At 60.8% G+C, this 18,655-nt stretch carries 20 protein-coding genes and 1 pseudogene; 12 read left to right on the forward strand and 9 right to left on the reverse strand.

All coding sequences use genetic code 11. The features are described 5' to 3' along the window. The first annotated feature begins 2 nt into the window (after positions 1–2). On the forward strand, positions 3–281 hold the full coding sequence (gene ftsB, locus AB4O05_RS11145; protein ID WP_131697248.1) for a cell division protein FtsB: 279 nt from the start codon (positions 3–5) through the stop codon (positions 279–281). Then, positions 278–985, forward strand: coding sequence for a 2-C-methyl-D-erythritol 4-phosphate cytidylyltransferase (ispD, locus tag AB4O05_RS11150; protein WP_460130950.1), 708 nt, complete (start codon positions 278–280; stop codon positions 983–985). Before ftsB ends, ispD begins: the two co-directional genes overlap by 4 nt. A gap of 104 nt (positions 986–1,089) precedes the next feature. On the opposite strand, the gene AB4O05_RS11155 is transcribed toward ispD, so the two are convergent. After that, positions 1,090–1,992 (reverse strand): LysR substrate-binding domain-containing protein, encoded by a 903-nt coding sequence (locus tag AB4O05_RS11155; RefSeq protein WP_460130948.1) that lies wholly within the window; start codon positions 1,990–1,992, stop codon positions 1,090–1,092. 108 nt (positions 1,993–2,100) lie between these two features. Between AB4O05_RS11155 and AB4O05_RS11160 the strand changes: the two genes are divergently transcribed. The 8 genes and pseudogenes from AB4O05_RS11160 to rpoS all read left to right on the forward strand — a co-directional run bounded on the left by AB4O05_RS11160 (position 2,101) and on the right by rpoS (position 9,298). Then, the gene (locus AB4O05_RS11160) at positions 2,101–3,213 is read left to right on the forward strand and encodes an S-(hydroxymethyl)glutathione dehydrogenase/class III alcohol dehydrogenase (protein ID WP_017137160.1); all 1,113 of its coding nucleotides are present in this window, start codon (positions 2,101–2,103) and stop codon (positions 3,211–3,213) included. An 89-nt stretch (positions 3,214–3,302) separates the two neighbouring features. Then, positions 3,303–4,148 carry an S-formylglutathione hydrolase gene (fghA, locus tag AB4O05_RS11165; protein ID WP_460130945.1) on the forward strand — a complete coding sequence of 282 codons (846 nt, stop codon included), beginning with the start codon at positions 3,303–3,305 and terminating at the stop codon, positions 4,146–4,148. A gap of 54 nt (positions 4,149–4,202) precedes the next feature. Continuing rightward, entirely contained in the window at positions 4,203–4,676 is a 474-nt protein-coding gene (gene ispF / locus AB4O05_RS11170; protein WP_012722614.1) for a 2-C-methyl-D-erythritol 2,4-cyclodiphosphate synthase, read from the forward strand. Further along, positions 4,673–5,731 (forward strand): tRNA pseudouridine(13) synthase TruD, encoded by a 1,059-nt coding sequence (gene truD / locus AB4O05_RS11175; protein ID WP_460130943.1) that lies wholly within the window; start codon positions 4,673–4,675, stop codon positions 5,729–5,731. Before ispF ends, truD begins: the two co-directional genes overlap by 4 nt. Beyond that, positions 5,719–6,468: a 5'/3'-nucleotidase SurE gene (surE, locus tag AB4O05_RS11180; RefSeq protein ID WP_460130941.1), complete on the forward strand. Its 750-nt coding sequence runs from the start codon at positions 5,719–5,721 to the stop codon at positions 6,466–6,468. Before truD ends, surE begins: the two co-directional genes overlap by 13 nt. 41 nt (positions 6,469–6,509) lie before the next feature. Beyond that, positions 6,510–7,145 (forward strand): protein-L-isoaspartate(D-aspartate) O-methyltransferase, encoded by a 636-nt coding sequence (locus tag AB4O05_RS11185; protein ID WP_169867554.1) that lies wholly within the window; start codon positions 6,510–6,512, stop codon positions 7,143–7,145. 207 nt (positions 7,146–7,352) lie between these two features. Next, entirely contained in the window at positions 7,353–8,189 is an 837-nt protein-coding gene (locus tag AB4O05_RS11190; RefSeq protein ID WP_460130939.1) for a peptidoglycan DD-metalloendopeptidase family protein, read from the forward strand. Between the two features lie 105 nt (positions 8,190–8,294). Beyond that, positions 8,295–9,298, forward strand: a pseudogene (gene rpoS, locus AB4O05_RS11195) (RNA polymerase sigma factor RpoS). A 142-nt stretch (positions 9,299–9,440) separates the two neighbouring features. Here rpoS and AB4O05_RS11200 read toward each other — a convergent pair. Beyond that, positions 9,441–9,650 carry a cold-shock protein gene (locus AB4O05_RS11200; RefSeq protein ID WP_002554837.1) on the reverse strand — a complete coding sequence of 70 codons (210 nt, stop codon included), beginning with the start codon at positions 9,648–9,650 and terminating at the stop codon, positions 9,441–9,443. Between the two features lie 389 nt (positions 9,651–10,039). Here AB4O05_RS11200 and dcd point away from each other — a divergent pair, with 389 nt between their 5' ends. Then, positions 10,040–10,606: a dCTP deaminase gene (gene dcd / locus AB4O05_RS11205; protein ID WP_003189215.1), complete on the forward strand. Its 567-nt coding sequence runs from the start codon at positions 10,040–10,042 to the stop codon at positions 10,604–10,606. A 107-nt stretch (positions 10,607–10,713) separates the two neighbouring features. Next, on the forward strand, positions 10,714–10,914 hold the full coding sequence (locus AB4O05_RS11210) for a hypothetical protein (RefSeq protein WP_460130934.1): 201 nt from the start codon (positions 10,714–10,716) through the stop codon (positions 10,912–10,914). Between the two features lie 15 nt (positions 10,915–10,929). Here AB4O05_RS11210 and pdeM read toward each other — a convergent pair whose 3' ends face one another. From pdeM to AB4O05_RS11245, 7 genes are read right to left on the reverse strand one after another with little or no spacing between them, the layout of a single operon-like run. Beyond that, complete coding sequence (gene pdeM / locus AB4O05_RS11215) at positions 10,930–11,580, reverse strand: ligase-associated DNA damage response endonuclease PdeM (protein WP_460130932.1); 651 nt, start codon at positions 11,578–11,580, stop codon at positions 10,930–10,932. After that, positions 11,580–14,060: a ligase-associated DNA damage response DEXH box helicase gene (locus tag AB4O05_RS11220; protein ID WP_460130930.1), complete on the reverse strand. Its 2,481-nt coding sequence runs from the start codon at positions 14,058–14,060 to the stop codon at positions 11,580–11,582. The genes pdeM and AB4O05_RS11220 overlap by 1 nt, the downstream gene beginning before the upstream one ends. Before the next feature lie 58 nt (positions 14,061–14,118). Next, a complete protein-coding gene (locus AB4O05_RS11225) occupies positions 14,119–14,883 on the reverse strand; it encodes an ABC transporter ATP-binding protein (RefSeq protein WP_460130928.1) in 765 nt (254 codons plus the stop codon). 13 nt (positions 14,884–14,896) lie between these two features. Continuing rightward, positions 14,897–16,015 carry a succinylglutamate desuccinylase/aspartoacylase family protein gene (locus tag AB4O05_RS11230; RefSeq protein WP_460130926.1) on the reverse strand — a complete coding sequence of 373 codons (1,119 nt, stop codon included), beginning with the start codon at positions 16,013–16,015 and terminating at the stop codon, positions 14,897–14,899. Between the two features lie 9 nt (positions 16,016–16,024). Beyond that, positions 16,025–16,735, reverse strand: coding sequence for an ABC transporter permease (locus AB4O05_RS11235; protein WP_460130924.1), 711 nt, complete (start codon positions 16,733–16,735; stop codon positions 16,025–16,027). Continuing rightward, positions 16,732–17,460, reverse strand: a complete 729-nt coding sequence (locus AB4O05_RS11240) for an ABC transporter permease (protein ID WP_460130923.1) — start codon at positions 17,458–17,460, stop codon at positions 16,732–16,734. Before AB4O05_RS11240 ends, AB4O05_RS11235 begins: the two co-directional genes overlap by 4 nt. 58 nt (positions 17,461–17,518) lie before the next feature. Continuing rightward, the gene (locus AB4O05_RS11245) at positions 17,519–18,298 is read right to left on the reverse strand and encodes a transporter substrate-binding domain-containing protein (protein ID WP_460130921.1); all 780 of its coding nucleotides are present in this window, start codon (positions 18,296–18,298) and stop codon (positions 17,519–17,521) included. Positions 18,299–18,655: the final 357 nt, after the last annotated feature.

Consider the following 18,655-nt stretch of genomic DNA (forward strand, 5'->3'; position numbering starts at 1 on the left):
CGATGCGCAGTCCCAATTGGTTGTTCCTCGTCTTGCTCTTGCTGCTGGCTGGCCTGCAGTACCGCCTATGGGTAGGTAATGGCAGCTTTGCGCAGGTCAAAGACCTGACCCAGCAAATTGCCGACCAGCATGCCGAGAATGAACGCCTGCTGGAGCGCAACCGTGTGCTCTATGCCGAAGTGCTCGAGCTGAAAAAAGGCACGGAGACCGTTGAAGAGCGGGCTCGTCATGAGTTGGGCATGGTCAAGGAGGGTGAAACCCTCTACCAGTTGGCCCAATGAGTCAGCGTTTGCCGGCCTTCTGGGCCGTGATCCCTGCCGCGGGCGTCGGTGCCCGTATGGCTGCGGACCGTCCCAAGCAGTATTTGCAGTTGGGCGGGCGCACTATTCTCGAACACAGCCTTGGCTGTTTTCTCGACCATCCCACTCTCAAGGGGGTGGTGGTCAGTCTTGCTGTTGATGACCCTTACTGGCCTCACCTTGGGTGTGCCGCTGACCCGCGTATCCAACGGGCGGACGGTGGCTCGGAGCGTTCGGGCTCGGTACTCAATGCGTTGCTGCAGCTCAATGCCCTGGGTGCCAGCGATGATGATTGGGTCTTGGTGCATGATGCGGCGCGGCCTAACCTGAGTCGTGATGATCTCGACAAACTGCTCGCCGAACTCGCGGACGATCCGGTGGGTGGCCTGCTGGCTGTGCCGGCCCGCGATACCCTCAAGCGTGTAGACAAGCTTGGGCGCGTCATCGAGACCGTCGACCGCAGCCTGATCTGGCAGGCTTACACGCCGCAGATGTTCCGCCTGGGCGCGTTGCATCGCGCATTGGCCGACAGCCTGGTGGCCGATGCGGTCATTACCGACGAAGCGTCGGCCATGGAATGGTCTGGCCAGGCGCCGCGCCTGATCGAAGGGCGCTCGGACAATATCAAGGTGACCCGGCCCGAGGACCTGGAATGGCTGCGACTACGCTGGGCCAATCGGCTGTAGGAGCGAGCTTGCTCGCGAAAAACGTCAACGATAACGCGGACAATTTGGATTGAAGCGGCGCTCTCAAGTTTTTCGCGAGCAAGCTCGCTCCTACACAAACGCCATCAATGCTCAGCACCGTACTCGGGCCGTTCGGCCAACCCTGCCTTTAAATAGTCCACCAGCTTCCTGACCTTCGGCGACAAATGCCGCTGCTGCGGATACAGCGCCCACACCGCCGTATTCGGCGGCTGATGCGCCTCCAACAGCGATACCAACGCGCCGCTATGCAGATGCTCCAGTACGTAATAGTCCGGCAACTGGCACAACCCCACCCCTTGCAACGCCGCATCCAGCACCGCTTGCCCACTGTTGCAGCGCCAGTTGCCTTGCACCCGCTGGGAAAATTCCCGCCCATCCTGGGCCAGTTGCCAGATATCCGAACTGCCGATCAGGCAGTTGTGCCGACTCAATTCAGACAAGCTATGTGGGCGCCCGTACCGTTCCAGGTAGGACGGCGATGCGCACAAATACATGCGCCGGGGCGCGAGGCGGCTGGCGACCATGCGCGAATCCTGCAAGCGCCCCAGGCGAATTGCCAGGTCCAGGCCTTCGTGCACCAGGTCGAGTTGACGGTTGCTCAGTTCGATATCCACCCGCAACTGCGGATAAAGTCCCATGAACCGTGTCACCAGCGGCACGATGAAACGCTCGCCGTAAGCCACGGCGCAGGTCATACGCAACATGCCTTTGGGTTCGCTGGCCAAGTCGCCCACCGCTCGCAGCGCTTCTTCGCGGCCGTCTTGCAGGCGCTGGCAATGTTGCAGGAACGTTTGTCCGGCTTCGGTCAGGGTGACTTTGCGCGTACTGCGATACAGCAAACGTGTTTGCAATCGCTCTTCCAGGCGTGCGACTTGGCGGCTGATATGGGATGACGATACGCCCAGGCGCTCGGCTGCGGCCGTGAATTGGCTGCATTCGGCCACGGCGACGAACTCGTCGATGCCTTCCCAGCGGTTCTCCAGCATGAAGATTGTCCCTGTGCAGCAATAATGTTTTGCTTTGTGTCAGATTATTAATCAGTTAGCCATGTTTTACACTGCTTCTCTCAATTTTCAGTGCCTGGAGAAACCCGGATGATCAAGTCACGCGCCGCTGTCGCCTTTGAAGCCAAAAAACCACTGGAGATCGTGGAGGTGGATGTCGCGATGCCCAAGGCTGGCGAAGTCCTGCTGCGCGTGGTGGCTTCCGGCGTCTGCCACACCGACGCGTACACTCTGTCGGGCGCGGACCCGGAAGGCATCTTCCCGTCTATCCTGGGCCACGAAGGCGGCGCAGTGGTTGAGGCTATCGGTGAGGGCGTCACCTCGGTTGCCGTAGGCGATCACGTGATCCCGCTGTACACCCCGGAATGTGGCAAGTGCAAATTCTGCCTGTCGGGCAAGACCAATCTGTGCCAGGCCATTCGCTCCACCCAAGGCAAAGGCCTGATGCCGGATGGCACCACGCGTTTCTCCTACAAGGGTCAGCCGATTTTCCACTACATGGGGACCTCGACCTTCTCCGAGTACACCGTGCTGCCGGAAATTTCCGTGGCCAAGATTCCAAAAGAAGCGCCGCTGGAAAAAGTCTGCCTGCTCGGTTGCGGCGTCACCACCGGCATCGGTGCGGTGATCAACACCGCCAAGGTCAAGCCGGGCGACACCGTTGCCATCTTCGGGCTCGGTGGTATTGGCCTGTCAGCCGTGATCGGTGCGGTCAAAGCTAAGGCCGGCCGTATCATCGCCATCGACATCAACCCGGCCAAGTTCGAAATTGCCAAGCAACTGGGCGCTACCGACTGTATCAACCCGAAAGACTACGATCGCCCGATCCAGGACGTGATTGTCGATTTGACTGACGGCGGCGTGGACTTTTCCTTCGAGTGCATCGGCAATGTGCAACTGATGCGTGCCGCCCTCGAGTGCTGCCACAAGGGTTGGGGCGAGTCGGTCATCATCGGTGTGGCCGGTGCCGGCCAGGAAATTTCCACCCGTCCGTTCCAACTGGTGACCGGTCGCGTCTGGCGCGGTTCGGCATTCGGTGGCGTACGCGGCCGTACCGAGTTGCCAAGCTACGTGGAAATGGCCCAGACCGGCGAGATTCCGTTGGACACGTTCATTACTCACACCATGGGCCTGGAAGACATCAACAAAGCGTTTGACCTGATGCATGAAGGCAAGAGCATCCGTACCGTCATTCATTTTTGAAGCAGCGGCAAGTTGCAAGCTTCAAGCTGCAGGAAGGTCTACACCTTCTTGCTGCTTATAGCGTGCGGCTTGTAGCTGGGAGAACTCCCATGTCCCTGGAAAATATCTCGTGCCAAAAGAGTTTTGGCGGTTGGCATAAGCGCTATAAACACAGTTCCCTCGTGCTCGGCTGTGACATGACCTTCGCCGTCTACCTGCCGCCGCAAGCGGAGCAGGGCGGCAAGCTGCCGGTGTTGTACTGGCTTTCCGGGTTGACCTGCACCGACGAGAACTTCATGCAGAAGGCCGGCGCCCAGCGCATGGCCGCCGAGCTGGGGTTGATCATCGTGGCGCCGGACACCAGCCCGCGCGGGCCTGGTGTACCGGACGACCCGGATAACGCCTGGGATTTCGGCCTGGGCGCTGGCTTCTATCTGAATGCCACCCAGGAGCCCTGGGCCAAGCACTATCGAATGCATGACTACGTGGTGCAGGAATTGCCGGCGTTAGTTGAAGCGCATTTCCCGGCGTCGGATAAACGCGGCATCAGCGGCCACTCCATGGGCGGCCACGGTGCTTTGGTGTGTGCCTTGCGCAACCCCGGGCGTTACCTGTCGGTATCGGCGTTTTCGCCGATCAACAACCCGATGGATTGCCCGTGGGGGCAGAAAGCGTTTTCCCGTTATTTGGGCGAAGAACGCTCTAAATGGCGCGAATGGGACGCCTGCGTGCTGATCAGCGAAGCCTCGGAAAAGCTGCCACTGCTGGTGGATCAGGGCGACCGCGACGATTTCCTCGACGTGCAGCTTAAACCGGAGGCCCTGATGCAAGCGGCCAAGGCTGCGAGCCATCCGCTGGAACTGCGTCTGCAGCCAGGCTACGACCACAGCTACTTCTTCATCGCCAGCTTCATCGAGGACCATTTGCGACATCATGGTCGTGCTTTGCTCGGTTAAAGTGAGGCAAAAGTAGGTAGAATCACGCCCTGAATTAAATCGGGGCGTTTTTTTATGCGTATTGGCCATGGCTACGATGTGCACCGTTTCGCTGAAGGCGACTTCATCACCCTGGGCGGCGTGCGCATTGCGCACCACCATGGGTTGCTGGCTCATTCCGACGGTGACGTTGTCCTGCATGCCTTGAGCGATGCCTTGCTCGGCGCGGCGGCGTTGGGTGATATCGGCAAGCACTTTCCGGATACCGACCCCACCTTCAAGGGCGCGGACAGCCGTGTGCTGCTGCGCCATGTGGTTGGCCTGATCCATGCAAAAGGCTGGAAGGTCGGTAACGTCGACAACACCATCGTGGCTCAGGCCCCGAAAATGGCCCCCCATATCGAATCGATGCGCGCACTGATTGCCGCGGACCTGCAGATTGAATTGGATCAAGTGAACGTGAAAGCCACCACCACCGAAAAGCTCGGGTTCACCGGTCGTGAAGAGGGCATCGCGGTGCACTCCGTCGCCTTGTTGCTGCGCGCATGAATGACCTGGAACTGCTGGGCCCGCGAGCCTATGGCGAGGCCTTGGGGCGCGCGGTGCTGAAGGCTACCGCCGAAGATTTCCAGGTAGACGAAGTGCTGGATATCCCACTGAGCGGCGAGGGCGAGCACCTGTGGTTGTGGGTGGAAAAGCGCGGCCTTAATACTGAAGAGGCCGCGCGGCGTATCGCCAAGGCCGCCGGCGTGCCGTTGCGCACCGTCAGCTATGCCGGCCTCAAGGATCGCCAGGCGTTGACCCGCCAGTGGTTCAGCGTGCAATTGCCAGGCAAGGCCGACCCGGACATGAGCGGGGCGGAAAACGACACCCTCAGGATCCTGAAAACCGGCCGCCACAAGCGCAAGCTGCAACGCGGTGCACATTCGGCCAATGGGTTTACCCTGCGCCTGACTCAATTGGCGGGCGATCACGCGGCCATCGACGCGCGCTTGCAGTTGATCGCCCGGCACGGCATTCCCAACTACTTCGGCGCCCAGCGCTTTGGCCACAACGGTGGCAACGTGGTTGACGCCCGTGAGTGGGCCGCACGCAAGGCGTTGCCCGAGCAACGCAACGTGCGTTCGCGGCTGCTGTCCACCGCGCGCAGTTTCCTCTTCAACAAGGTGCTCGCGGCGCGCGTTGCCGATGGCTCGTGGCAGCATGCCCAGGTCGGCGACCTGCTGGCATTTACCGACAGTCGCAGTTTTTTCCCGGCGGGCGAGGCTGAATGCAGCGACCCACGCCTGGCGATCCTCGACCTGCACCCTACCGGGCCGCAGTGGGGCGAGGGCGATTCGCCGGCCACAGGGGCTACCCACGCACTCGAGCAAGCGGTCGCCGCCAGTGAAGCCGACCTGCGCGATTGGCTGGTGAATGCCGGCATGAGCCAGGAACGTCGCATTCTGCGGCTGCCCATTGGCGGGTTGACGTGGCATTATCCCGGGCCTGACATTCTGCAATTGGAATTCGTCCTGCCGGCCGGATGCTTCGCCACTGTCTTGGTGCGCGAGCTTGTGGATCTGGTGCCGGTGGGGCAGACGGACAGCCCATGCGTATTCTGATATCAAACGATGACGGTGCCACCGCACCCGGTCTTGCCGCGCTCTATGCCGCGCTGGAAGACTACGCCGAGTGCGTGGTGGTTGCCCCCGACCAGGACAAGAGCGGCGCCAGCAGTTCGCTGACGCTCGACCGTCCGCTGCACCCGCAGGTTCTGGCCAATGGCTTTATCAGCGTGAACGGCACCCCCACCGACTGTGTGCACCTGGCAATCAACAGCCTGCTTGCACAGGAGCCGGACCTGGTGGTGTCGGGCATCAACCTCGGCGCCAACCTGGGGGATGACGTGCTGTATTCCGGTACCGTGGCGGCGGCCCTCGAAGGGCGTTTCCTGGGCCGCACCTCGTTCGCGTTTTCCTTCGCCGCCCGCCAACTGGACAACCTGCCCACCGCCGCCTATTTCGCGCGCAAGCTGGTGGAGGCTCATGGCTCCCTGGACCTGCCGCCGCGCACGGTGCTCAACGTCAACATTCCCAACCTGCCCCTCGACCACATTCGTGGCATCCAGCTCACACGCCTGGGCCATCGCGCTCGCGCGGCGGCGCCGTTAAAGGTAGTCGACCCGCGCGGCAAGGAAGGGTATTGGATCGCTGCGGCGGGCGATGCCGAAGACGGTGGCCCGGGCACGGACTTTCATGCGGTGATGCAAGGCTATGTATCGATTACCCCGTTGCAGCTTGATCGCACCTTCAGTGATGCCTTCAGTAGTCTCGATGGCTGGCTGGAGAGGCTGCGCTGATGGCTCGTGAACAAGACGACCTGCTGCGTCGTGGCATCGGGATGACCTCCCAGCGCACCCGTGAGCGTTTGATCCAGCGCCTGTACGAAGAGGGCTTGTCCAATGCCCAGGTGCTGGAAGTGATCCGGCGCACACCTCGGCACTTGTTTGTCGATGAGGCCCTGGCGCACCGCGCGTATGAAGACACGGCGCTGCCCATCGGCCACAACCAGACCATCTCCCAGCCCTACATGGTGGCGCGCATGAGCGAGCTGCTGCTGGCGGCGGGGCCTTTGGACAAGGTGCTGGAGATCGGCACCGGGTCCGGCTACCAGACGGCCGTGCTCTCGCAACTGGTGGAGCGGGTGTTTTCGGTGGAGCGCATCAAGGTGCTGCAGGACCGCGCCAAAGAGCGCCTGGTGGAGCTGAACCTGCGCAACGTGGTATTCCGTTGGGGCGATGGCTGGGAAGGCTGGCCGGCACTGGCGCCCTACAACGGCATTATTGTCACGGCGGTGGCCACCGATGTTCCGCAAGCGTTACTCGACCAGTTGGCGCCGGGCGGGCGCCTGGTCATTCCAGTCGGCTCGGGCGAAGTGCAACAATTGATGCTTATTGTGCGCGAAGACGAAGGTTTTTCCCGGCACGTACTGGGCGCCGTACGCTTTGTTCCGTTGCTCAATGGCCCGCTGGCCTGATCAATTTTCGCTGGCAGTGAATTCTACTGGTGGGGATGTGTCTTACAGCGGGGTCTATCAAGTCCACACGATAGGCACCGCGATTCAACACGCTGAGTGATTCGTTTCAGTTGCGTGCCGGTAAAACTTCAATGCCCAGTTATACTTGCGTCATCTTTCAAGCCTGATACAGGCATTCATGTTCAGCCACCACAAAGGGAGCGGCGGGTGAGTCTCACAGGTCTTGCGCAGCGTATGAGTAAAACAAGTTTTCAGCGACTGGTGCTTGGCCTTGTCTTTGGTTCCCTTCTGGCAGGGTGTTCCAGTTCGCCAGGCGGCGGCGCGCGGGTGGTCGATCGCAATAACGCGGCACCGCAAAGGCCGACGGTGACCACCGGGCAATATGTGGTGCGCAAGGGTGATACGTTGTTCTCCATCGCCTTTCGGTATGGCTGGGACTACAAGGCGCTCGCTGCCCGCAACAATATTCCTGTGCCTTACACGATTCATCCCGGTCAGACGATTCGCTTTGACGGTCGCACCGGTTCAACGCCTACGGCCGTTGTGACAAACACCGGATCTTCGCCGTCGTCTTCGAGCAAAACCACCATTTTTACACGCCCTGCCGGCACGGTTTCACCGGCGCCTGCAAGCAAGCCGGTACCCACGCCGTTACCTCCTGCAGGGCCTGCGCCGACCGGTTGGGGATGGCCCTCAAATGGGGTGCTGATTGGAAAATTCTCTTCAAACGGTAGTTTGAATAAAGGCATTGATATCGCGGGGGATTTGGGACAGCCTGTTTTAGCTGCGTCTGATGGGACAGTGGTTTACGCCGGGAGTGGTTTGCGGGGCTACGGCGAGCTGGTCATCATCAAACACAGCGATACCTACGTCAGTGCTTACGGCCACAACCGTAGGCTGTTGGTTCGGGAGGGGCAGCAGGTCAAAGTCGGACAGACAATTGCCGAAATGGGGTCAACTGGTACAGACCGGGTGAAACTGCACTTTGAGATTCGCCGTCAAGGGAAGCCTGTAGATCCACTGCAATTCCTACCCCGTCGTTGATATGTTGCACAGCCTGTTCCTCACGTAGAAGGAACAGGCTCCAGCGTTGCCAAGGATAAAGGCGTCGCTTGAGCTTGAGGTCGAACTCACCAAAGGACTATAACAATGGCTCTCAGTAAAGAAGCGCCGGAGTTTGACATCGACGATGAGGTTCTCCTTATGGAGGCTGTCATCGATACGGAATCGATGTCGAATGAGGGACCTGTAACACCTTCAGTTCGCACCAAATCCAAGAACTCCACTGCGTTAAAGCAACACAAGTACATTGATTACACGCGGGCGCTTGACGCGACCCAGTTGTACCTCAATGAAATCGGTTTTCCCCTCTGCTTACCCCCGAAGAAGAAGTCCATTTTGCGCGCTTGTCGCAAAAGGGCGATCCGGCTGGGCGCAAGCGCATGATTGAAAGCAACCTGCGCCTGGTGGTGAAAATCGCCCGACGCTATGTCAATCGTGGGCTGTCCCTGTTGGACCTGATCGAGGAGGGCAACCTGGGCTTGATCCGGGCGGTGGAGAAGTTCGACCCTGAGCGGGGCTTCCGCTTTTCCACCTACGCCACCTGGTGGATTCGCCAGACCATCGAACGGGCGATCATGAATCAGACCCGCACGATCCGGTTGCCGATCCATGTGGTCAAGGAGCTCAACGTCTACCTGCGGGCGGCGCGTGAGCTGACACAAAAACTCGACCATGAACCTTCACCCGAAGAAATCGCCAACCTGCTGGAAAAACCGGTAGGTGAGGTCAAGCGTATGCTGGGCCTTAACGAGCGGGTCTCTTCGGTCGACGTCTCGCTGGGTCCGGATTCGGATAAAACCCTGCTGGACACCCTGACGGATGATCGTCCTACGGATCCTTGCGAGCTGTTGCAGGATGATGATCTCTCTCAAAGCATCGACCAGTGGTTGTCTGAGCTGACGGATAAGCAGCGTGAGGTGGTGATTCGCCGCTTCGGCCTGCGCGGCCATGAGAGCAGCACCCTGGAGGACGTAGGCCTGGAGATCGGGCTGACCCGTGAGCGGGTGCGGCAGATCCAGGTCGAAGGGCTCAAGCGCTTGCGGGAGATCCTGGAGAAGAACGGCTTGTCGAGTGAGTCGTTGTTCCAGTAAGCGACGCATGATGGAAGGTGGGGGCGGGCATAAAGCTCAGCTCCCATTTTTGTGTCTGGCGCTATATTGCCTGATACCAAATCCCGGGCATAAAAAAACCCCGCTTTTAAGGGCGGGGTTCTTTCGACTGAGTCAGTACAAGTTAGATAACTTGAACTTCTTCAGCTTGCATGCCTTTCTGACCGCGGGTAGCGATGAAAGAAACCTGTTGGCCTTCTTTCAGGCTTTTGAAGCCGTCGGATTGGATAGCTTTGAAGTGAACGAACAGGTCGTCACCGGATTGTGGAGTGATGAAGCCGAAGCCTTTTTCATCGTTGAACCACTTAACGGTACCAGTTTGGCGATTAGACATGGTGTATCTCCTTGGACAAAGTTAACTGCGACTCAGGAAAAGCCCTGGCCGAGACTGAGTGCAAAGAGCAGGAAAAATTCTTGGAGATGGTTGGATCGAAATTCAACATATCGTGTAGAGATTCTCAGTGACACAAGCAGCACAGTGGCGCCACCTTAACCCTTTTTCCGGAACGTGCCAATGGTATTTCCGAAGGTTTCTCTATTTTCGTGACTGGCGGTGGTATTTACAGTCGCCGTGCTTGGTCGCCCGGGGCCCGGCCCCGCTGGTCGTGGCTTGTGGCGCGCAGCGCATTCAGCAAGAAAAGCCCCACGGCCTTTGAACCCCAACGCCGGCCCCGGTAAGATGCCACACAGAATTTTCCACCTCGCTATTTCAGGACACCCGCCATGAGCATCAAATCGGACAAGTGGATTCGCCGCATGGCGCAAGAGCACGGCATGATCGAACCGTTCGTTGAGCGCCAGATTCGTGGTGAAGGCGACGAGCGCGTGATTTCGTACGGGGTTTCCAGCTACGGCTACGACGTGCGCTGCGCCGATGAGTTCAAGGTGTTCACCAACATCAATTCGGCGATCGTCGATCCGAAAAACTTTGACGAAAAGAGCTTCGTCGATGTCAAGAGCGACGTGTGCATCATCCCGCCGAACTCCTTCGCCTTGGCACGCACCGTGGAATTTTTCCGTATTCCCCGCGACGTGCTGACCATTTGCCTGGGCAAAAGCACCTACGCGCGTTGCGGCATTATCGTCAACGTCACGCCACTTGAGCCTGAGTGGGAAGGTCACGTGACCCTCGAGTTCTCCAACACCACCACGTTGCCGGCGAAGATCTACGCCAACGAAGGCGTGGCGCAGATGCTTTTCCTGCAGTCCGATGAGGCCTGTGAAGTGTCCTACAAAGACCGAGCCGGCAAGTACCAGGGCCAGCGCGGCGTCACCTTGCCTCGCGCTTGATCGAAAGGTCCTACGCGTAAAGGGAATTAGTCCGAAGAAAGTGACTCTATTGGGTGTACTGCCTCGGTGCGTGCAAAACGCGCCGAGCCACGCTTGAGGAGTGCCTTATGAAGATCGACCCGCGAATCAGCGCAGAACTTGCCCGGCTTGAACCCAACCAGATAGGCGTTCTGGCCTGGTCCCTGATGGCCGATCCCGCGTATGCGGGCGGCATCCCCGGCCAACCGGATGAAGATTGGCCGCAGCCGCCCACCGAACCCGGTGAGCCAACCCTTCCAGACGAGCCGCCGCCCGCGCCGGTCGCCTGATACCCGCAGGGCCGGTCAGCGAACGGGCCACACCTGATGATCGCCGATGACAAAGACTCGGCGGTCATTGTCCTGCTCCACTGCATACCCCCCGGTAAACGCCCCGAACGCTGGCAGCAGGCTGACGCGTGTGCCGAGCTGAAAGCACGGCAGGCGCAAACGTTGCCGACCTTTGCCGCGCAGGCAATACACCGGATGCACATGGCCCGCGAGCACATGGTGGCTGGCATGCGCGTGCGGTTCGTGTTGCAGGGCAAACGGACCCATCAGCAGCGGCTCCGGGACCACCTCGATCCTCAGGTCGGCGGGTGGGTCGCCTGCGCGTGTATCGTGATTGCCGCGAATCAAGGTCATGGGCAGGTCGGGATAGCGCTCACGCCAGGCCCGCAGCGCGCCCAGAGTGCCGCTGGCGTGCGAGCCGGGGCCGTGCAGGAAGTCGCCCAGGAAGATCACCCGAGCGCACGGCACGGCCGCCAACAGCCGGTCCAGGCGCTGCAGGTTCTCGGTAGTGGTGCCCTGCGGCACCGGCTGCCCCAGGCTGCGATAAGCCGCCGCCTTGCCAAAGTGCGCATCGGCAATCAACAGGCACTGGCGCGCGGGCCAATAAACCGCCTTGTCCGCCAGCAGCCAGAGCTCTTCGCCTTCCAGCGTCACTGAGCAAACCATCAACGTTTCCCGTTATCGGCGACTTTTTCCAGGTCCTTGACCATCCGTGCGATGCGCTCCGAGAGTTTTTCCGAACTCATGCTTTCGCGCATCCGCTCGACCAGCAAGGGGAAGGCCAGGGGCGTGGGGCGTTCGATCCTATGCAGGTCCAGTTGCAGCGCCGACAGGCGCACTAATGTCTCTTCCAGTCGTTGAATATCCAACTCATCACGCAGGACTTCTTCCCCGGCCTGAGCCAGCAGCAGGTTCTGCGGGTCATATTGCTTGAACACCTCAAAGAACAACCCGCTGGACGCCTGCACCTGCCGGGTGCTTTTCGGCGCGCCGGGGTAACCGGCAAACACCAGGCCGGCGATGCGTGCAATTTCCCGAAAGCGGCGCAGGGCCAACTCACCGGCATTCAGGCTGGCCGCCACGTCCTGCAGCAAGTTCGCCGGGCTCAGCAGCCCTGTATCCAGTAGCGGCGGCCAATCCACCGGTGTCGCGCTCAACAGTTCCAGCCCGTAATCGTTCACCGCAATCGAAAAGGTCAGCGGCTGGCGTTGACTGACCCGCCACGCCAGCAAACTCGCCAACCCCAGATGCACCTGGCGCCCCGCGAACGGGTAGAGAAACAGGTGCCATCCCTCGCGAGACTTCAGGGTTTCGGCCAGCAAGCTCGCACGGGTGGGTAAGCCGGACCAGCGCAACTGCGTGTGCAGCAAGGGTTGCACCGCCTGCATCTCGGGGCCGGCGAACACTCCGTGGGCTGCGGCATCGAAGCGCTCCACCACGGCCTGGGCCAGCTCGTTGGAAAGCGGCATGCGCCCACCGTTCCAGCGTGGCACGGCGGGCTTTTTCGCGGTGCTGCGGCGCACATAGGCCGTCATGTTTTCCACTCGCACCAACTCCAGTAAACGCCCGGCGAACAGGAAACCGTCACCGGGCTTGAGCCGTGCGATGAAGCCTTCCTCGACACTGCCCAGATGCTTGCCGCCGCCGCCCTTGCTCCATAATTTCAGCTGCAGGCTGGCATCGCTGACGATGGTGCCCACGCTCATGCGATGGCGGCGCGCCAGGCGTGCATCGGGGACGCGCCAGATGCCATGATCATCGGGCTCCACCCGCCGGTAATCCGGGTAAGCACTCAGCGACAGGCCGCCATGGCGTACAAACCCCAGGGCCCATGCCCAATCGGCCTCGGTGAGGTCACGATAGGCCCAGGCGCCGCGCACTTCCGCCAGCAGCGCCTGCGGGGTGAAGCCTGTGCCCAAGGCCATGCTGACCACGTGTTGTACGAGCACGTCCAGTGGCTTGTGGGGCGATTCACGCGCTTCGATGCGCCGCCCAGCGATCGCATCCTGCGCCGCCGCCGCTTCCACCAATTCCAGGCTGTGGGTCGGCACCAGAGTCACCCGCGATGGGCGGCCGGGTGCGTGGCCTGAACGCCCGGCGCGTTGCATCAGGCGTGCCACGCCTTTGGCCGAGCCGATCTGCAACACCCGCTCCACTGGCAAGAAATCCACCCCCAGGTCGAGACTCGAGGTACACACCACGGCCTTGAGCTGGCCGTCTTTGAGCGCGCGCTCCACCCAGTCGCGGGTTTCACGCGACAGCGAGCCGTGGTGCAGGGCCATTAACCCGGCCCAATCCGGTCGGGCCTGCAGCAGCGCCTGATACCAGATTTCCGCTTGCGCCCGCGTGTTGGTGAACACCAGGCAACTGCTGCTGGCATCGACCTCGGCGACCACCTGCGGGAGCATTTTCAAACCGATATGCCCGGCCCAGGGAAATCGCTCGGCGATCGGCGGCAACAAGGTGTCGACTTTCAGTTGCTTCGCCGTTTGCCCCTGCACGTTTATCCCGTTGCCCTGTGGGACCAATACTTCAAGCGCGTGCGCCTGGTTACCCAAGGTCGCCGAGATGCCCCACACCAGCAAGCCCGGATGCCAACGCCGCAGCCGCGCCAGGGCCAGTTGCAGTTGCACGCCACGTTTGTTACCGATCAGTTCATGCCACTCATCTACCACCACCATGCGCAGGTGCGCCAGGCTCAGCTCGCTGTCGGCGCGGGCGAGCATCAAGGTCAGGCTTTCCGGAGTGGTGACCAGTGCGGTGGGTTGGCGACGGGCCTGGCGTGCGCGTTCGTTATGGCTGGTATCTCCCGTGCGCAAGCCGACGCTCCAGGGAATCTGCAGGGCCTCCAGCGGCGCTTCAAGGGCGCGCGCGGTGTCGGCGGCCAGCGCACGCATCGGCGTGATCCACAGGACGGTCAGTGGTTCAGCGGGTGGTTTGCGTTTAGCGGTAGCCGGCGGGCGGGTGATGGCGAAGCGATTGAGCGCGGCAAACCACAGGGCATAGGTTTTACCCGCGCCGGTACTGGCATGCAGCAGGCCCGACTGGCCGTCCTTGACCGCTGCCCACACCGCCTTTTGAAAGGCGAATGGCTTCCAGCCCTGGGTGGCAAACCATTGCTTGGCGAAGTCGGCGGGTTTTGCCATACGGTGGCTGACATTCCGGAGGGTCTATTCCCACAGACCCTCCAGGCACCGCAAAGGTTTATTTCAAATTGCCACTCAGGAACTGCTGCAGGCGCTCGCTCTTCGGATTGCCCAGCACATCCTCCGGCGGGCCTTGCTCTTCCACCATGCCCTTGTGCAGGAACAGCACCTGGCTCGATACCTTGCGGGCGAAGCTCATTTCATGGGTCACCATGATCATGGTGCGGCCTTCTTCGGCCAGGCCCTGGATCACCTTCAGCACTTCCCCTACCAGCTCCGGGTCCAGCGCCGAGGTTGGTTCGTCGAACAGCATCACCTCAGGCTCCATGGCCAAGGCGCGGGCGATGGCCACCCGTTGCTGCTGGCCGCCGGAGAGAAACGCCGGGTATTGATCGGCCACTCGCGCCGGTAGCCCCACCTTGTCGAGGTAACGGCGGGCACGGTCTTCGGCGTCTTTTTTGCTGCAACCCAGCACGCGGCGTGGGGCCATGGTGATGTTTTCCAGCACGCTCATGTGGCTCCACAGGTTGAAATGCTGGAACACCATCGCCAGGCGCGTGCGCAGGCGCTGCAGTTCGGCGTCGTCAGCCACGCGCATGCCATGACGATCGCTGACCATGCGGATCGGTTGGTCGTCGAGGGTCATGGCGCCGTCGTTAGGGGTTTCCAGGAAGTTGATGCAGCGCAAAAACGTACTCTTGCCCGAGCCGCTTGCACCGATCAGGCTGATCACGTCACCGGTCTTAGCCTTGAGCGAGACACCTTTGAGCACCTCATTGTCGCCATAGCTTTTATACAGGCCTTCAACGGTCAATTTGTACATGGGGCATGCATCCTCAAGGCGAAAGTAGGTAGCCGCTGCGGTAGGCCTGGGTGCCTGCAACATGGCCGACGACCATCCCGGCAGTGGCCATGCGGCGCAGCGAACGGGCGTAAAGCAGGCCTGCGTTCTGGCAGTGCACGGGCGTTACGCGGTCGGTAATAGGGTCGATGATTTCGGCAATCAATTGCCCGGCCTCCAGGTATTCGCCGGGCAGGGCGCTGAACACCAGCAGGCCGCCGACGGGCGTGGCCACCGGCTCCACGCCCGCCAGCGGGGTGGCCGGGTAGGGCAGGTCGGGCAGCGGCGCCACCTCACCGGCAATCGCGCCGAAGTGAATCAGGTAGTCAATAATCGCCTGGCAATCGAGGCTGGCCAGGCCGTGGTTGACGTCGCCCTGACCGCGTAGCTCGACCGTCACCGAAAAGCTGCCCATGGGAATCGGGAAGCGCTCGCCGAAGCGTTGTTGCAATTGCCACCACACCAGCGTGAAACACTCGTCGAAGGACTGCCCGCCGGAATCGGTGGCCAGCAAGTTGGCCTCCGAGCCGAGATAGCGCGCCAGCGGTTCTACCTGCGGCCAGGCCTCGGGCGTGGTGTACAGGTGCGCCACGGCTTCGAAGTCGCAATGCAGGTCCAGCACCATGTCGGCATCGCAGGCCAGGCGTTGCAGCACCAGGCGCTGGGAGCGCAACTGGGTGTCGGCGGTGTGCGCGGCCAGCGCGGTGACCAGCGCGGCGCGGATCAGTTCGACGTTTTGCCGCGGGTTATCGCCGAGCAGCGCTTCGACCCGGTCGCCGACTTCATCGCTGAGGTCGACGAACAGGCGGTTGAAGTTCTGCCCGCTTTCCAGCTCATAGCGGCCCAGCGGCACATCCATCAACACCTGTTCCAGGCCCCCCGGGTTGGCGATGGGCACCAGCACGATCTCGCTGCGCAGGCGCCCGGCTGCCGCCAGTTCCGCCAGGCGCGCTTTCAGGTGCCAGGCCACCAGCATGCCCGGCAGTTCATCGGCATGCAGTGACGCCTGGATGTACACCTTGCCTTCAGCCTGCTCGGGGCCGAAGTGAAAACTGTGAATCTGCCGCGCGGTGCCGGGGACCGGCGCGATCAGATCATGTACCTGATGACGCATGAAGGCTCCTTAATGGCTCGGTCCGAGAAACGCCAGCCAGCGACGCTCCGCCAGTCGGAACAGCCCGACGAGGGCAAAGGTTACGGTCAGGTAGATCAGCGCAGCGATGCCGAATGATTGAAAGGTCATGAAGGTGGCCGAGTTGGCATCCCGCGCCACTTTGAGAATGTCCGGCACCGTCGCGGTAAACGCGACGGTCGTCGAATGCAGCATCAGGATCACTTCATTGCTGTAGTACGGCAACGAGCGGCGCAAGGCCGACGGCATGATCACATAGGCGTACAGCTTCCAGCCGCTGAGGCCATAGGCCTTGGCGGCCTCGACTTCACCGTGGGCCATGCTGCGGATCGCCCCGGCGAAGATCTCCGTGGTGTAGGCGCAGGTGTTGAGGGCAAAGGCCAGGATCGTGCAGTTCATCGCATCGCGGAAAAACGCATCCAGCAGCGGTTGGGCGCGCACGGCGGCGAGGCTGTAGATGCCGGTGTAGCAGATCAGTAGCTGGATATAGAGCGGCGTGCCACGAAACAGGTAGGTGTAGAACTGCACTGGCCAGCGCACCAGGCGCTTGCGCGACACGCGGGCGATGGACAGCGGGATCGACACCACAAAGCCGATGACCAACGCGGCGCTGAGCAACCACATCGTCATGGCCAGGCCGGTGATGTGCTGGCCGTCGCTATAAAGGAATGGGCGCCAGTATTCCTGCAAGAGTTCGATCATCGCACGGCCTCCCGTGAGCCTGCGGAGTAGCGACGTTCAAGACGGCGCAACACGAAGTTGGAGGCGCTGGTGATCAACAGGTAGATCAACGCGGCCAGTACCAGGAAGTAGAACAGCTGGTAAGTGCTCTTGCCGGCATCCTGGGCGGCCTTGACCAGGTCGGCCAGGCCGATGATCGACACCAGCGCGGTGGCCTTGAGCATCACCATCCAGTTATTGCCGATACCCGGCAGGGCAAAGCGCATCATCTGCGGGAAGGTCACATAGCGAAACCGCTGGCCGCGCTTGAGCCCATAGGCGGTGGCAGCTTCCAACTGGCCACGGGGCACGGCGAGGATTGCGCCACGAAACGTCTCGGTGAAGTAGGCACCGTAGATAAAGCCCAGGGTAATCACCCCGGCGCTGAATGGGTCGATCTCGATGTACTCCCATTCCATAAAGTCGGTAAGGCCGGTGAGCCAGGTTTGCAGGCTGTAGAAAATCAGCAGCATCAGCACCAGGTCGGGCACCCCGCGAATCAAGGTGGTGTAGAGCTGGGCGGGAATGCGCAGGAAGGGCAGGCTGGAGAGTTTGGCGCTGGCGCCTAGCAAGCCCAGCAACACGCTGACGGCCAGGGACAGCACCGACAACTTGATGGTCATCCAGGTGCCTTGCAGCAACAGCGGGCCGAAACCCTTCAAGCTGAACGCGCTCAGCCCGAGGGTTTGCAACAGATCTTCGAACATAAATCAGGACCTATGGCGATAAAAAAGCGCCCCTCCACGCAGAGGGGCGCCCCAGGCATTATTTGCCGCTGTACAGGTTCAGATCGCCAAAGTGTTTCTTCTGGATGGTGGCGTAGGTGCCATCGTCGTGTAACGCTTTGATACCTTTATCCAAAAGGGCCTTCAGTTCAGTGTTACCTTTTTTGATACCGATTGCGGTTTTCGATGGCAGCAATGGGTCATCGATGGCCGCGCTGACTTCATAGCCGGCACCTGCTGGCGACTTCAGGAAGCCCAGTTCGGCTTGCAGCATGTCCTGCACCGAAGCGTCGAGGCGGCCGGAGGTCAGGTCGGCGTAAACCTGGTCCTGGTTGGCGTAGGCCTTGGTGGTCACACCGGCTTTGTCCAGTACGGCCTTGGCATAGGCTTCCTGGATGGTGCCTTGCTCGTAGCCCACGGTTTTACCCTTGAGCGACTCGGGCGTCGAGTAGCCAGCGCCTTTCTTGAACACCAGCGAGGTTGGGCCGGAGAACAGCTCGTTGGAGAAGTCGATGGCCTTTTCACGCACCGGGGTCACGGTCATGGAGGAAATCACACCGTCGAACTTGTTGGCCTTGAGGCCCGGAATCATGCCGTCGAAGTCACTTTCGACCCACTTGCACTTCACTTTCAGCTCAGCACAGATGGCATTGCCCAGGTCGATATCGAAGCCCACCAGGCTGCCATCGGCGGCTTTGGATTCAAACGGCGCGTAGGACGGATCGACACCAAAACGCAATTCCTTGTATTCCTTGGCCAGCGCGGTACCGGCGGCCATGCACAGAGCCAGTGCAGAAAGGGTCAGCAATGCTTTTTTCATTATGTAATCCCTGGAAACCAAGATAAGCGCTTGTGGCGCGGTTAGGACTGTTACTGAACGGTATCAGACGGATCACTGGTAGCAATTTCTGCACCATAGTTCCGAATGAGCGTTTTAAAAGGCGGGACGAGGGACGCCTAAGTGTAAGAGATGCCCGAAAATGGGCACTGAATCTTCGGTGCACCATTTTGGGTCTGACGAGGTGTAGGAGCGGGCTTGCCCGCGAAGAACGTCAACGATAACGCGGGAAACCTGATCCCCCGCGGCGTTCTCGGGTTTTTCGCGAGCAAGAACTAGGCGTCCCCCTCGCTCCTACAGAAGTTACCGGTCAGTGCCCATGCCGAGTGGTGGCACCTT

It is taken from the genome of Pseudomonas sp. S1_G07, from assembly GCF_054668565.1.

Bases quoted from the DNA above. Each gene is read 5' to 3' on its own strand.
- AB4O05_RS11220 (WP_460130930.1), bottom strand. From the start codon at position 14,060: ATGGCAAAACCCGCCGACTTCGCCAAGCAATGGTTTGCCACCCAGGGC.
- AB4O05_RS11235 (WP_460130924.1), bottom strand. From the start codon at position 16,735: ATGATCGAACTCTTGCAGGAATACTGGCGCCCATTCCTTTATAGCGAC.
- fghA (WP_460130945.1), top strand. From the start codon at position 3,303: ATGTCCCTGGAAAATATCTCGTGCCAAAAGAGTTTTGGCGGTTGGCAT.
- ispD (WP_460130950.1), top strand. From the start codon at position 278: ATGAGTCAGCGTTTGCCGGCCTTCTGGGCCGTGATCCCTGCCGCGGGC.
- ispF (WP_012722614.1), top strand. From the start codon at position 4,203: ATGCGTATTGGCCATGGCTACGATGTGCACCGTTTCGCTGAAGGCGAC.
- AB4O05_RS11200 (WP_002554837.1), bottom strand. From the start codon at position 9,650: ATGTCTAATCGCCAAACTGGTACCGTTAAGTGGTTCAACGATGAAAAA.
- AB4O05_RS11210 (WP_460130934.1), top strand. From the start codon at position 10,714: ATGAAGATCGACCCGCGAATCAGCGCAGAACTTGCCCGGCTTGAACCC.
- AB4O05_RS11225 (WP_460130928.1), bottom strand. From the start codon at position 14,883: ATGTACAAATTGACCGTTGAAGGCCTGTATAAAAGCTATGGCGACAAT.
- AB4O05_RS11155 (WP_460130948.1), bottom strand. From the start codon at position 1,992: ATGCTGGAGAACCGCTGGGAAGGCATCGACGAGTTCGTCGCCGTGGCC.
- AB4O05_RS11230 (WP_460130926.1), bottom strand. From the start codon at position 16,015: ATGCGTCATCAGGTACATGATCTGATCGCGCCGGTCCCCGGCACCGCG.
- AB4O05_RS11245 (WP_460130921.1), bottom strand. From the start codon at position 18,298: ATGAAAAAAGCATTGCTGACCCTTTCTGCACTGGCTCTGTGCATGGCC.
- ftsB (WP_131697248.1), top strand. From the start codon at position 3: ATGCGCAGTCCCAATTGGTTGTTCCTCGTCTTGCTCTTGCTGCTGGCT.
- surE (WP_460130941.1), top strand. From the start codon at position 5,719: ATGCGTATTCTGATATCAAACGATGACGGTGCCACCGCACCCGGTCTT.
- AB4O05_RS11185 (WP_169867554.1), top strand. From the start codon at position 6,510: ATGACCTCCCAGCGCACCCGTGAGCGTTTGATCCAGCGCCTGTACGAA.
- truD (WP_460130943.1), top strand. From the start codon at position 4,673: ATGAATGACCTGGAACTGCTGGGCCCGCGAGCCTATGGCGAGGCCTTG.
- pdeM (WP_460130932.1), bottom strand. From the start codon at position 11,580: ATGGTTTGCTCAGTGACGCTGGAAGGCGAAGAGCTCTGGCTGCTGGCG.
- AB4O05_RS11160 (WP_017137160.1), top strand. From the start codon at position 2,101: ATGATCAAGTCACGCGCCGCTGTCGCCTTTGAAGCCAAAAAACCACTG.
- AB4O05_RS11240 (WP_460130923.1), bottom strand. From the start codon at position 17,460: ATGTTCGAAGATCTGTTGCAAACCCTCGGGCTGAGCGCGTTCAGCTTG.
- dcd (WP_003189215.1), top strand. From the start codon at position 10,040: ATGAGCATCAAATCGGACAAGTGGATTCGCCGCATGGCGCAAGAGCAC.